Genomic DNA, 13,383 nt, shown 5'->3' on the forward strand with positions numbered 1-13,383 from the left:
AGGTGTGAAGCTAAGGAGGGGACGCTTTATTTCCATCAGTGGCAAGGAAATTCATCCATGGTGTTGGCGGTCCTGCTTACCTCATCGAGATTGGTCAGGCCAGTCGAGATGATGTCTCGTGTGGCTAGAGAAAAGAATCGAGTTGCATGATTTCATTGAGACCCGAGAATACAGCCCGCGTTCTTGAGCCTGAGGGGTATGGGTTTGTGCCGACACATGAAGGCACCAACTTCGAATCGATGGTTCAAGCCTTTTCGACAGGATACGGGGTTTTCGGCGCGCAGCCGCTGAGCAACGACCGGACTTTCGCTTGGGCGGCAGACTTGAGGAGGACCGAGGCATTCACGGTGATTCATTCGGTGTACCAGAGTTCCTGGACACTCCGAACGCTCGACGAAACGCCGCAACATCTTGCGTTTTACCTGCCGCAGACGGGATCCTATCGATTGTCGATCGGAAAAAGGATGGTTGAAAGCGGCGCCGGTCATCTTCTGATGGCCAACAACCATGAGGCCGGCGATCGTTTCATCCAAGGCCCGCATAGGTCGGACGTTCTCTTTCTGGACTGGCAGGTCGTCAGGCGAATGCTCGTTTCGCTGGTGGAAACGCCGCTCTCCGAATCGCTCGACCTCGAGCCCATCCTGGACCTTGCGACACAGTCGGGCCAGCTTATCGGCAACCTGGTGCAGACGATCGTGCAGGGCATGCGCAACGGCGGTCCGCTTCTGTCTTCTCCTCTCGCCATGGCAACCATGAGCGAAACGCTCGCGCATCTTGTCATCCGATTTGGCCACCACCGTCTGTCCGGCCATCTGGAAAAAAAGAAAGTGTCGCTGGTTGCGCCTTGGCATGTCCGGCGTGCCATCGACTATATGCATGCCAATATCGCAGAGCCTCTCACCATGACGATGGTTGCGGACGATGTCGGCGTTTCCCTTCGCGCGCTGCAGACGGGTTTCAAAGCCTTCAGGGGAACCTCGCCGGCTGGTTACCTGCGCACGATCCGGCTGCAAGCGGCCCGTGAGCAACTGCGGGATCCGACCAACCAGCGATCCGTCCGCGAAATCTGCATGATATGGGGGTTCGCCCATGCCGGCAGGTTCTCCATCATCTACCGCAGCACGTTCGGCGAAAGCCCGCGGGATACGCGCCTGCGGGCGGAGCGCTTGCGTTAGTTCAGGCTTGGGATCCTTTCGAAATTCTGTCGTCTTCCGACAGGTTTTCAGCGAGGCGGCGCGATGCTGCCGCGCAGGACGAGGTGGCATCCGAGTTCCAGGCGATGGGCCGGCCGCTGCGGGTCGTTGGCAATCAGCCGCTGTTCGATGAGCGCAAGCGCGGCAGCGCCGAGCTTGTCGGTGGGAACGCTGACCGTTGAAAGCGGCGGGCGGCTGAATTCGCCGGGGACGATATCGTCGAAGCCTAGCACGGAGATCGCTTCAGGCACGCCTATGCCGCGATCGGCCAATGCCTTCAAGCAGCCGAGCGCCAGATTGTCGGCGGCGCAGAAGACGGCGGTGGCGCCTTTCATCGTGGGATCGCGGTCAAGCAGCGCGTTGATGGCGGCCTCGCCGTGACGAGGCTCATATCCTTCGGCCTCCACGATCATGTCTTCGGGCACGGGAAGCTGCGCGGCGAAATAGGCATCGGAAAAGCCGTCATATCTGCGCTGGATCGTCGTGCGGCCCTTCCAGGTCAGGTGCAGGATGCGGCGATGTCCGAGCGCCAGCAGGTGCTCGATGCCCAGTCTGGCGCCGAAGCGGTTTTCCGGTGTCACCGTATCGACCAGCATGGCCGGATCCTCGCCATTGACGATGACGACAGGCATATCGGGGGAGGAGAGGCTGCGGATGAGTTCCGGCTGATCGTCGTTCAGCACCACGATGCCGTCGGCGCGCTCGGAGAGCGCGATCTGCCTGACCTGAGCGCCGTCGATGCGCCGGCCGGTGCTGACGAAAGGCACGATCCGGATGCCGCGGCGCTCGCACTCCTTCCTGAGGCCGTTGAGGATCGTCCAACTCACCAGGTTGAGGTCGCTCTCCGGCGCGGCATCGCCCGGAATGGCAAGAAGCAGGACGCGCAGCGCCGCGATCGTCGCCTTCTTCCTGCGGCGGTCGAGATAGCCTAAGCGTTTGGCCGAATCCAGAACCCTTTCGCGCACTTCGACCGTCAGCGGCGCGGTTCCGTTCAGCGCGTGCGAGGCCGTGCTCAGCGAAACGTCCGCGTCGCGCGCGACATCCTTGAGATTGACTTTGCGTTCCACTTTATTCCGTCGCGAATTGAGGTCGCGCCTTCGAAGGCACAAGCTAACGCGATGTTTTCACATAAAGACTTCAGAAAAGCTACGTGCGCCTTCGCCTATTTTTCGGCTTTCGGCGAAAACCCGGCCGCAGCGCTGCCGCAAACGAAACGACGATCGCAGGACTCGGAGCCATTGACGATCAGTGAGGCTTGGCGAGCAGGCCGTTGAACAGCAGGTCGAAATAGGTCCGCAGGAAGGCCTCCTTGTTGGGAGTGGGCACGCGGCGGTCGTCGAATATCAGCCGCAGAACCGTCGTCGTCAGGATGGGTGCGACCACGATCTCGGAAAATTCCACCGGGATTGGACGAAACTCCCCCGAGGCCACGCCCTCCAGGATGAGAGCGTCGATCTTGGCGATAACAGGCGCAATGAACTGATCATGGTGGCGATCGATCAGGTCGGGGAAACGCTGCCCTTCCGAGATGACCAGCCGCGTCAATTCGCGCGTCGCGCGGTCCTCGGGAATTTGGTCGTAGAAGAGGCCGAGAATGGACGTCAGCCTGTCGGTAGCGCTGCCGCTCAGCCGATCGGCGATCGCGACCAGTTCCTGAAACGGCACCGAGAAATGGTTGATCATGGCTTCGAATAGCTTTTCCTTCGTCTCGAAGTAGACGTAGACCGTTCCCTTGGTGACGCCGACTCTGTCGGCGATGTCTTCGACACGCGTGCCGGCAAAACCGCATTTGACGAACTCCTCGAAGGCGGCATCCAGAATCTGGATGGGCCGCAGCGCTTTCTGTTCCGCGCGTGTGAGCTTCTTCTCAGCTGCCATTTCCTGCCTCCCCGTTGTTGCGCGCATCCTCGTCCCCGCGACGCAAAGTTTCATTGACTAATGCGTCAGTCAATTATATAGCAGCTGCCGTTGAGAGCAAGAGGTCAACTATGAGAACCATTCTGATCGCCACTGCGATCGTATGCGCCATCGGTCTCGGATCATGCAGCGATTCGAGCGGCCCGACAGAGCCGACCCCGCGGCAGGTCGGCGTCGTCGTGGCCAAGTCCGAGCCGCTGGCCCGGGGCGGCGCGCTCACCGGAGAAGTCCGGGCCCGTATCCAGACCGATCTGTCCTTCCGCGTCAGCGGCAAGATCGTCGAGCGGCTGGTGGAGGTCGGGCAGTCCGTGAAGGCGGGACAGGTCCTGGCGCGCATCGATCCGGAAGAGCAGAAAGCCGACCTCGACGTCGCCGCCGCCAATCTTCAGTCCGCGGAGGCGCAGCAAACCCAGGCGCAGCTCGCATTCGACCGCCAGCAGAGCCTGTTTCGAACGCAGGTGACGACGCGGGCCGCGCTCGATCAGGCGCAGGAAGCGCTTTTGACAGCCCAGGCATCGGCGAAGTCGGCGCAGGCGCTGCTGGAAACCGCTCAGGACACCCTCTCCTACACGGAGCTGAAGGCGGACGCCGATGGGGTGATCACCGCCCGTAATGCGGAGGTCGGGCAGGTGGCGCAGGCGGCGCAGGTCGTCTTCACCCTTGCCCATGACGGCGGCCGGGACGCCGTCTTCGAGGTGGTCGAAAGCGCGTTCCTGCGCCCGATCGACGGCGACGGGACCGTCGCCCTCCTGTCGGACCCGACGCAAAAGATCACGGCGAAGGTTCGCGAGATTTCGCCGACGATCGATTCCTCCACCGGCACCGTCAAGGTCAAGGTCGCGATCTCGAGCGACGCTCCGATTCCGCTGGGCGCTCCCGTCGTCGGGCGGTTCACCTACGTCGCGCAGGACGTCATCCAGCTGCCCTGGTCGGCCATGACCTCCAAGGATGGCAAACCAGCCGTCTGGATCGTCGATCCCGCATCGTTGGCAGTTTCGGTCAGGGCGGTCGACGTTGCCGGTTACGAGACCGGCAGCTTTATCGTGAAATCGGGCGTCTCCGCAGGAGAGACCGTGGTGACCGACGGGACCAAGTTCCTCAGGCCCGGTGAAATCGTGTCTTATGTCAAGGAAGCTTCCAAGTGAGTATTCGTCTCAAGATAGTCGCACTGATGGTGGGCACGGCCCTGGTCTCCTCTTGCGCGCCGAAGGCAGAAGAGAGCGGGGAAGAAGCGCCTCGTCCGGTGCTGTCGATGACCGTCAAGCAGACGCCCGCTTCGAGCCTCAGCCTGACCGGCACGATCGAGCCGACGATCGAGACCGAACTCGGCTTCCGGATTCTCGGGCGAATGATCGCCCGCAACGTCAATGTCGGAGATGTCGTCAAGAAGGGTGACGTGGTTGCCGCCATCGATCCGCTGGCGCTGGAGCTTGCGGTACGCAACGCCCAGTCCGACGTGGAAAACAGCGACGCCCAGCTCAGGAACGCGGTGACCACCGAACAGCGCCAGCGCGCGCTGCTGGAGTCGCGCTCCGGCACCGAGGCCTCGCTCGAAGAGGCCGAGCAGGCGAGACGAACGGCCGCCGCTGCCGTCGCCAAGGCGCAGGCCAATCTCGACAAGGCCAAGGAGCAGCTCGGTTATGCCCAGCTTGGCGCGGAGTTCGACGGGGTAGTGACGGCGACCTCGGCCGAGGTCGGGCAGGTCGTCTCGGCTGGCCAGACGGTCGTCACCATCGCGCGGCCGGACAAGCGCGACGCCGTGGTCGACGTGCCGCAGGGCGCTGCCCAGAAGCTGAAGATCGGCGCGCCCTTCGAGGTGACGCTGCAGCTCGATCCCTCAATTCGCACGTCAGGCGTGGTGCGGGAGATCGCGCCGGAGGCCGAGACGGCCACACGCACGAGCAGGACCAAGATTGCCCTGAGCGATCCGCCTGAAGCCTTCAGGCTGGGCGCCGTGATATCCGCCTCGGCCACCATCGCCGCCGATCCTGAGATCGTGCTGCCGTCTTCCGCAATCCTTGCCGGCACCGACGGCCCGAGCGTCTGGACCGTCGACGTGCCCGGCAAGAAAGTCTCGCTCCGCCGCGTGAAGATCGACGGCGACGTGGTCGAGGGCGGCACCGTCCGCGTCACCGAAGGGCTCGCACCGGGAGACAGGGTGGCCGTGGCCGGCGTGCATAAACTTGAGGATGGCCAGGCCATCAGGATCGACCAGGAGATCAGCCAGTGAAGTCCTTCAACCTTTCCGACTGGGCGCTCGAACACCGTTCGCTCGTCTGGTACTTCATGATCGTCTTCATTCTCGCAGGCGCCTTCTCCTATTTGAACCTCGGCCGCGAGGAAGACCCGAACTTCACGATCAAGACGATGGTGATCACCGCGCAGTGGCCCGGCGCTTCGGCCGATGAGGTGACGCGGCAGGTGACCGACCGGATCGAGAAGAAGCTCCAGGAACTGGAATCGCTCGATTATACCAAGAGCGAGACCGTGGCCGGCCAGACGACCGTCTTCGTCGAGCTGCTGCCGACCACCAAGGCAAGGGATGTCGCACCGACCTGGCTGCGCATCCGCAACATGATCGCCGATATCAAGGGTGATTTTCCGACCGGTGTGGTCGGTCCCTTCTATAACGATCGCTTCGGCGACGTGTTCGGAAACATCTACGCCTTCACGAGCGACGGCCTGACCCAGCGCCAACTCCGCGATCTCGTGGAAGACGCCCGTTCGGAGGTTCTGACCGTGCCCAATGTCGGCAAGGTCGACGTGGTCGGCGCGCAGGACGAGGCGATCTATCTCGAATTCTCCACCCGCCAGATCGCAGCCCTCGGCATCGACCAGCAATCGGTCATCCAGACCCTGCAGGCGCAGAATGCCGTGACGCAGTCCGGCTTCGTCGATGCCGGGCCGGAGCGCATCGCCTTGCGGGTCAGCGGACAGTTCACCTCCGAGGAAAGTCTGCGGTCGATCAACCTTCGCATCAACGACCGTTTCTTCCCGCTGACCGATGTCGCCACGATCAAGCGCGGTTATGTCGATCCGCCGTCGGCGCTGTTCCGGTTCAACGGCCAGCCGGCGATCGGGCTTGCGATCGGCATGAAGCAGGGCGCCAATCTGCTGCAGTTCGGCGAGGGGCTCGATGCGCAGATGAAACGCGTCGTCGCCGATCTTCCTGTCGGTGTGGATGTCCACCGCGTTTCCGACCAGCCGCAGGTCGTCGATGAAGCGGTTTCGGGCTTTACGCGCGCGCTCTTCGAAGCGATCGTCATCGTGCTCGTCATCAGCTTCATCAGTCTCGGCCTTCGCGCCGGCATGGTGGTGGCGATCTCCATACCGCTCGTGCTGGCGATCACCTTCGTGGTGATGGAATATTCCGGCATCTCGCTGCAGCGCATCTCGCTCGGCGCGCTCATCATCGCGCTCGGGCTGCTCGTCGACGACGCCATGATCGCCGTCGAAATGATGGTGGCCCGCCTGGAGGCGGGGGACGATCTGAGGAAAGCTGCGACCTACGTCTATACCTCGACCGCCTTTCCGATGCTGACGGGAACGCTGGTCACCGTTGCCGGCTTCATTCCCGTCGGTCTCAACAACAGCGCCGCCGGCGAATTCACTTTCACGCTTTTCGTGGTCATCGCGGTTTCGCTGGTCGTTTCCTGGGTCGTGGCGGTGCTGTTCACGCCGCTTCTCGGCGTCACCATCCTGCCGAAGACGATGAAATCGCATCACGAAAAGAAGGGCCGCTTTGCTGCCGTCTTCTCCTGGCTTCTGGGGCTGGCGATGCGCTGGCGCTGGATCACCATCATCCTGACGGTCGGCGTCTTCGGCCTCTCGATCGGCGGCATGGGGCTGGTGCAGCAGCAGTTCTTCCCCAATTCCGACAGGCCCGAGCTGATCATCGACTGGAACCTGCCGCACAACAGTTCGATTGCCGAGACCAACAGGCAGATGGCCAGGTTCGAAAAGGAGATGCTGGCCGACAACAAGGACATCGATCACTGGACGACCTATGTCGGCCAGGGCGCCCCGCGCTTTATCCTCTCCTTCGACGTGCAGACACCCGACGTTTCGTTCGGACAGACGGTGATCGTCACCAAAGGCCTCGACGTGCGCGACAAGGTGCGGGCCGAATTGCAGGATTATCTGACGAAAACCTTCCCCGGCACCGACGCTTTCGTCAAGCTTCTCGATATCGGCCCGCCGGTGGGCAAACCGGTCCAGTACCGCATCAGCGGCCCCGATATTCAGAAGGTCCGGGATGTCTCCCAGCAATTTGCAGGCGTCGTCGGCACGCATCCGTTGCTGTCGAACATGGTGCTGGACTGGAACGAACCCTCGCGTGTGGTCAAGGTTGATGTGCTACAGGACAAGGCGCGTCAGCTCGGCGTCTCCTCGGAGGATATCGCCACCGCTCTCAACGGCATCGTCGAAGGCTCCACCGCCACGCAGATCCGCGACGACATCTATCTGGTCAACGTCATAGGGCGAGCGAGGGCTTCGGAGCGCGACTCCATCCAAACGCTTGAGAACCTGCAACTCTCGACCTCCAACGGCAAGGTCGTGCCGCTCTCGGCGGTGGCGAACTTCCGTTACGAGCTCGAGCAGCCGACGATCTGGCGTCGCGACCGGCAGCCGACCATCACGCTCAAGGCGGCCGTCATCGGCTCGACGCAGCCGGCCACGATCGTCGAACAGCTCAAGCCGAAGGTCGAGGAATTCCAGAAGACCCTGCCCGTGGGATACAAGGTGGAAGTGGGCGGCGCGGTCGAATCGAGCGCCGAGGCCCAGGGGCCGATCGCGGCGGTGGCTCCGCTGATGCTGTTCATCATGGCGACGATCCTGATGATCCAGCTGCAGAGCTTCAGCCGCCTCTTCCTGGTCTTCGCGGTGGCGCCGACGGCGCTGATCGGCGTGGTCGCGGCGCTCCTGCTGAGCAACGCGCCGATGGGCTTCGTGGCGATCCTCGGCGTGCTGGCGCTGATCGGCATCCTCATCCGCAACTCGGTCATCCTGGTCGTGCAGATCGAGCATCTGCGCGCCGAAGGTGTCGCGGCCTGGCAGGCGGTCATCGAGGCGACCGAGCACCGTATGCGGCCGATCATGCTGACGGCCGCGGCTGCCACCCTCGCGCTGATCCCGATCTCGCGCGAGATCTTCTGGGGGCCGATGGCCTACGCCATGATGGGCGGCATCGTTGTGGGAACCGCGCTCACCCTGCTGTTCCTGCCGGCGCTGTACGTCGCCTGGTTCAGGATCCCGAGGGATGAAGGCGTCAAGGCCGACGTCGCGGCGGAAGCGTGAGGACGAACTCCATCAGCCATCGCAGCGGTCGAAGCGGCCGCTGCGCGCCTTGACCTGCGAGGGGATCGTTCGATGCAGCAACGACGTTTAAACGGGCTTGCGAAAATAGCTTCGGCCATGCTGATCGCGGTCGGCCTGGCGACACTGACGGGCTGCGTCTCGAGACCGTCGCCCGATGTCTTGAAGCCGGTCCATCTGCAGGCTCGTGCCGATGAAGCCGTTTCGAACCGGGTGAGCGTGCTGGCTGCGACGAACAGGACCCCCGATACCGTGCGGGGCGGCTTCGGGAGCGCATGGGCCGACAGCCTCACCTATGAGCAATATGCGTTTTCGGTGCCTCCGGGCAGGAAGGGCATCACGATCGCATACCCCACCTCTAGGCCGGATCCCGAACGGCAATTTGCCGTCATCGGCCGCAAGCAGCTTGCGAGGGATGCCTTCGTAGAGGAGGCGCTTCGGTCGGTTCAGCTGGACGGCACCATCGGCATCTTCGTGCATGGCTATAACTATAGTTATCAGGAGGCGCTCTATCGCACGGCGCAGATCGCCGCGGATGCGAAACTACCGGGCGCTCCGATCCTGTTTTCCTGGCCTTCGGCTGCAGCCGTCGCCGGCTATGTCGCCGACCGCGATGCGGCGCTCGCCTCGCGCAGCGCGCTCGATTCCCTCGTCACATCGCTTTCGGGCTCCGGCAAGGTCAAACGCATCATCCTGTTCGGACACAGCATGGGCGGGTTCCTGGTCATGGAAACGGTCCGCGAGCTCAAGCTGCAGCATCGCGACGATGTCGTCGGCAAGCTGGCGGTGGTGCTCGCCGCTCCCGATATCGACGTCGATGTCTTCCGGTCTCAGCTGAAGGATATCGGGCCAATGCCGATCCCCATCTCTCTCCTTGTCTCGAAGGACGACCGGGCGCTCGTGGCCTCGAGCTTCATCGCCGGGGAGCGGCCGCGCGTCGGGCGTCTCGATATAAATGATCCCGTCATCGAGGAGGCTGCCGTGAAGGAAAGGCTCAGGGTCATCGACATCACGTCGATCCAGGCGTCGGACGGGCTGGGGCATGATCGTTATGCATCGCTCGCCAAGTTCGGTGCGCAGCTCGCCTCCTTCGAAAACGGCAAGCGTTCATCCGCCGGCGACGTCGGCGCCTATGTCTTCGATGCGGCCGGCGCCGCAGTCGCAAGCCCGTTTCGCCTGGCCGGGCGTGTCGTCGGCGCGCACTGATCAGCCCGGGCGCGCTCAGGAGGATCTGTACAGCGCAGCCACCGACATTGTGTACAATGTGACTATTAAATTGTCAGATGCCTAAATGAAGCGCAGACTTCCGTCCGTGGCCGAGTCGGCCACTGGGGATATGGGAGGGCATTCATGAGCATACGAAATCCGTCTCCCTCGTTATATAACGAGGACCTTGCACCCGCCGAGGAGCGCAAATGGGGTGCGTTCAGTATCTTTAACGTCTGGACATCCGATGTTCACAGTCTGTGGGGCTACTATCTGGCGGCGAGCCTGTTCCTGCTGTGCGGCAGCTTCGTGAATTTCGTCATCGCCATCGGCATCGGCTCGCTGGTCATCTTTCTTCTGATGAGCCTGGTCGGCAATGCGGGCGTGCGCACCGGCGTGCCCTTTCCGGTTCTGGCCCGCGCCTCCTTCGGCACGTTCGGCGCCAACGTTCCCGCCCTGGTCCGGGCAGTGGTCGCCTGCTTCTGGTACGGCGCGCAGACCGCCGCAGCATCCGGTGCCATCGTCGCCTTGCTGATCAGGAACGAGAGCCTGCTCGCCTTCCATCAGAACAGCCACTTGCTCGGCCACTCGACCCTCGAACTCATCTGCTACGTCATCGTCTGGGCGCTGCAGCTGCTGATCATCCAGCGGGGAATGGAAACGGTTCGCAAGTTCCAGGATTGGGCCGGCCCCGCCGTCTGGATCATGATGCTGATCCTGGCCGTCTATCTGGTCGTCAAATCCGGGACCTTCTCCTTCGGTTCGGAAATCCCGCGCGACGTGCTGATCGAGAAGACCAAGGATGCCGGTGTGCCGGGCGAGCCCGGCTCGATCGCAGCACTTGCCGCGGTGGCTGCCACCTGGATCACCTATTTCGCAGCGCTTTACCTGAACTTCTGCGATTTCTCGCGTTACGCAACGAGCGAAAAGGCGCTGCGCAAGGGGAACCTCTGGGGGCTGCCGATCAACCTCCTGGCGTTCTGCCTCGTCGCAGGCGTCACGACCACGGCTGCCTTCACCGTATATGGCGAGGTCCTGCTGCATCCTGAGATGATATCGGCGAAATTCGACAGCTGGTTCCTGGCGCTGCTCGCGGCACTGACATTCGCGATCGCAACGCTCGGCATCAACGTCGTGGCGAATTTCGTTTCGCCGGCCTTCGATTTCGCCAATGTCTTCCCGCGCCAGATCAACTTCAAACGCGGCGGATACATCGCCGCATTGATCGCGCTGGTGCTTTATCCGTTTGCTCCCTGGGAGACGGGTGCGGCGCATTTCGTCAACTTCATCGGGTCGACGATGGGGCCGATCTTCGGCATCATGATGGTGGACTACTATCTTATCCGGAAGAGCCAGCTGAACGTCGAGGCGCTCTATCACGAGAATGGCGAGTTCCGCTTCCAGAACGGATGGCACGGCAATGCCTTCATCGCATTCGCGGTCGGCGCGCTGTTTTCCTCGATCTTGCCGACCTTCACCAGCATCCTGCCGGATTGGTGGGGCACCTATGGCTGGTTCTTCGGCGTCGGAATCGGCGGGGCGATCTATTTCGTGCTGAGAATGGGCGCGCGGCGCAACCCGGCCTTCGCGGCTCGATAAAATGAGAGGCGCCCGGCAATGCCGGGCGCCTTCCTATCTGGTCTGTCCACGCGGTGGGGGCAGGGGGCCGCCCGTTCGCATCCGTCTTTTAACGGCGTGCGGCAACCGCATGGATGGCGGCACGGGCTGCCGGCTGCGCCATCGTTCTCGCGGTCGAGCGAAGGGCTGACGACTGGTTGGACGCCGTATCGTCGAGCCGGAACTGGGCGACAAGCTCGCGAAGCGTCTGGGCTTGCTGGGCGAGTGAATCGGATGCCGCCGTCGACTGTTGCACCATGGTCGCGTTCTGCTGCGTGGTCTGGTCCATCCGGTTGACCGCGACGTTGACTTCGCTGAGACCGATCGACTGCTCTTTCGCAGAGGTGGCGATCGAATCCATATGGTGATTGATCTGGGTGATGAAGCCGCCGATGGTCTTCAGCGCCTGGCCTGTATCGCGCACCAGCTTGACGCCGCTTTCAACTTCTTTCGAAGAGTTCTGGATCAGGCCCTTGATTTCCTTGGCAGCGCTTGCCGAGCGCTGGGCGAGTTCGCGCACTTCCTGGGCGACGACGGCGAAGCCCTTGCCGGCCTCGCCGGCACGTGCGGCTTCCACGCCGGCATTGAGGGCGAGAAGATTGGTCTGGAACGCGATTTCGTCGATGACGCTGATGATGTTGGAAATCTGCTGCGACGAGGTCTCGATGCGCTCCATCGCCTCTTCGGCATGGGAAACGACTTCCGCGGAGATGCCGGCGCTGCGATTTGCCTCGGTGGCCACCGTGCGCGTTTCCTCGGTCCGTTTGCTCGAGTTCGCAACGTTTGCGGTGATCTCTTCCAGTGCTGCCGCCGTCTCTTCGAGCGAGGCCGCCTGCTGCTCCGTGCGCTTCGACAGATCGCTCGCACCGGAGGAGATCTCCCGCGTACCTTCATCGATCGTGCCGATGCTTTCGGAAATCGCTCGGAGCGTCGCGCTAAGCTGGGTGACGGACTGGTTGAAGTCGTGGCGCAGCGCCTCGAAGTCGGGCGCGAAGGTCTCGTTGATCTGAAAGGCGAGGTCGCCCGCGGCCAGCCGCTTCAGACCGGCGGCAAGACCCGAGGTGGCGATGCGCAGCCGCTCGGAGGCGTCGGCTTCCGCCTGCTTCTGGGCCGCCACGCGATCGGCCTCCGCCCTGTTGCGGTTTTCCTCGGCGTCCAGTGCCATCCGCTTATTCGTGATCGCGGCGTGGCGGAAGATCTCGACGGCTCCCGCCATCGATCCGATTTCGTCGGCGCGGTCGGCAAACGGGATCTCCGCATCGGTGTCGCCGTCGGCCAGCCGCCGCATCGCGGCGGTGATGCCGGTAATCGGATTGGCGATACCCGTCAGCACGAAGGCGATGGCGCCGATAACGAGCAAACCGGCAACACTGATGGCGGCAAGCAGATAGAATTCGATGGAATCGAAGGTTTCCTTGCTAAGGGCGGCAGCCTTGTTGCTGCCGCTGACGTCCAATTCGACCAGGGTCGTCGTGGCTTCCTTGAGCTTATCTGAGTAGGTGCGCATCTCGCCGCCCAGATATTTCCCGGCCTCTTCGGTCTTGTTGGCGCGGGAAAGGGCGAGCAGCTGCGAGCTGCTGGCGATGTAACCGCCGACGCTCTCCTTGATCGTCTTGATCAGTTCGCGCTCGTGGTCGGACGACGCCAGCGAAAGATAGGTTTCCACCGATTTGCCGACCGTATCCTCGGCGGCTTTGATGGCCTCTTCACGTGTTTTCTTTTCCGCCTCCGTCTGAGCGATGATGTGATCGCGGTAAGCGAGGCGCAAATTCGTCATGGCCAGATTGATCGATTGCGAAGCCTGCACGCTCGGTAGCCAATGGGTCGCGATTTCTTCGGTGGAACCGTTCGTGTTTCGAAGACCGTCGACGGCAAGATAGGCGACGAGACCGAAAAGAAGAGCTATGCCACTGAAAATCAACAGCAAACTCGATTTAATGTTTGGACGACGCATTGAAAGTCCTCAATCGAACGGTCCGGCCTCATACCGGCTTGGCTGGGGACTTTTGTATCGAAAAAAATTTAACGATTTGCTCAATATGTAAAAGGCCGTTTACCACCCTTCGGGAAGCCGACGTCGCTTTTGCGCAAAACATATCCCGATGGCGCTGGAAATGTTTATCGATGCGTCAAA

Annotated in this window: 9 protein-coding genes; 6 read left to right on the forward strand and 3 right to left on the reverse strand. The window is 62.3% G+C overall.

Going from position 1 to position 13,383, the window contains the following annotated elements; translation table 11 throughout:
- The first annotated feature begins 146 nt into the window (after positions 1-146).
- Positions 147-1,175, forward strand: coding sequence for a helix-turn-helix domain-containing protein (locus QMO80_RS22740; RefSeq protein ID WP_283200675.1), 1,029 nt, complete (start codon positions 147-149; stop codon positions 1,173-1,175).
- A 47-nt stretch (positions 1,176-1,222) separates the two neighbouring features.
- On the opposite strand, the gene QMO80_RS22745 is transcribed toward QMO80_RS22740, so the two are convergent.
- Both QMO80_RS22745 and QMO80_RS22750 read right to left on the reverse strand, forming a co-directional pair.
- On the reverse strand, positions 1,223-2,260 hold the full coding sequence (locus tag QMO80_RS22745; protein WP_116275980.1) for a LacI family DNA-binding transcriptional regulator: 1,038 nt from the start codon (positions 2,258-2,260) through the stop codon (positions 1,223-1,225).
- A gap of 178 nt (positions 2,261-2,438) precedes the next feature.
- Positions 2,439-3,071, reverse strand: a complete 633-nt coding sequence (locus QMO80_RS22750; RefSeq protein ID WP_283200676.1) for a TetR/AcrR family transcriptional regulator — start codon at positions 3,069-3,071, stop codon at positions 2,439-2,441.
- 110 nt (positions 3,072-3,181) lie between these two features.
- Between QMO80_RS22750 and QMO80_RS22755 the strand changes: the two genes are divergently transcribed.
- From QMO80_RS22755 to QMO80_RS22775, 5 genes are all read left to right on the forward strand, one after another.
- Positions 3,182-4,255, forward strand: a complete 1,074-nt coding sequence (locus QMO80_RS22755) for an efflux RND transporter periplasmic adaptor subunit (RefSeq protein WP_283200677.1) — start codon at positions 3,182-3,184, stop codon at positions 4,253-4,255.
- Positions 4,252-5,340 (forward strand): efflux RND transporter periplasmic adaptor subunit, encoded by a 1,089-nt coding sequence (locus QMO80_RS22760; RefSeq protein ID WP_283200678.1) that lies wholly within the window; start codon positions 4,252-4,254, stop codon positions 5,338-5,340. The genes QMO80_RS22755 and QMO80_RS22760 overlap by 4 nt, the downstream gene beginning before the upstream one ends.
- Positions 5,337-8,408, forward strand: coding sequence for an efflux RND transporter permease subunit (locus tag QMO80_RS22765; RefSeq protein WP_283200679.1), 3,072 nt, complete (start codon positions 5,337-5,339; stop codon positions 8,406-8,408). The genes QMO80_RS22760 and QMO80_RS22765 overlap by 4 nt, the downstream gene beginning before the upstream one ends.
- 72 nt (positions 8,409-8,480) lie before the next feature.
- Complete coding sequence (locus QMO80_RS22770) at positions 8,481-9,632, forward strand: alpha/beta hydrolase (protein WP_283200680.1); 1,152 nt, start codon at positions 8,481-8,483, stop codon at positions 9,630-9,632.
- A 144-nt stretch (positions 9,633-9,776) separates the two neighbouring features.
- Positions 9,777-11,231: an NCS1 family nucleobase:cation symporter-1 gene (locus QMO80_RS22775; protein ID WP_283200681.1), complete on the forward strand. Its 1,455-nt coding sequence runs from the start codon at positions 9,777-9,779 to the stop codon at positions 11,229-11,231.
- A gap of 88 nt (positions 11,232-11,319) precedes the next feature.
- Here QMO80_RS22775 and QMO80_RS22780 read toward each other — a convergent pair whose 3' ends face one another.
- Positions 11,320-13,203, reverse strand: coding sequence for a methyl-accepting chemotaxis protein (locus tag QMO80_RS22780; protein ID WP_283200682.1), 1,884 nt, complete (start codon positions 13,201-13,203; stop codon positions 11,320-11,322).
- Positions 13,204-13,383: the final 180 nt, after the last annotated feature.

The sequence above is a fragment of the Rhizobium sp. BT03 genome (genome assembly GCF_030053155.1).
Lineage (GTDB): Bacteria > Pseudomonadota > Alphaproteobacteria > Rhizobiales > Rhizobiaceae > Rhizobium.

Excerpts from the sequence above, each read along its gene's own strand:
- QMO80_RS22775 (WP_283200681.1), top strand. The coding sequence starts at position 9,777 with ATGAGCATACGAAATCCGTCTCCCTCGTTATATAACGAGGACCTTGCA.
- QMO80_RS22740 (WP_283200675.1), top strand. The coding sequence starts at position 147 with ATGATTTCATTGAGACCCGAGAATACAGCCCGCGTTCTTGAGCCTGAG.
- QMO80_RS22755 (WP_283200677.1), top strand. The coding sequence starts at position 3,182 with ATGAGAACCATTCTGATCGCCACTGCGATCGTATGCGCCATCGGTCTC.
- QMO80_RS22770 (WP_283200680.1), top strand. The coding sequence starts at position 8,481 with ATGCAGCAACGACGTTTAAACGGGCTTGCGAAAATAGCTTCGGCCATG.
- QMO80_RS22780 (WP_283200682.1), bottom strand. The coding sequence starts at position 13,203 with ATGCGTCGTCCAAACATTAAATCGAGTTTGCTGTTGATTTTCAGTGGC.
- QMO80_RS22750 (WP_283200676.1), bottom strand. The coding sequence starts at position 3,071 with ATGGCAGCTGAGAAGAAGCTCACACGCGCGGAACAGAAAGCGCTGCGG.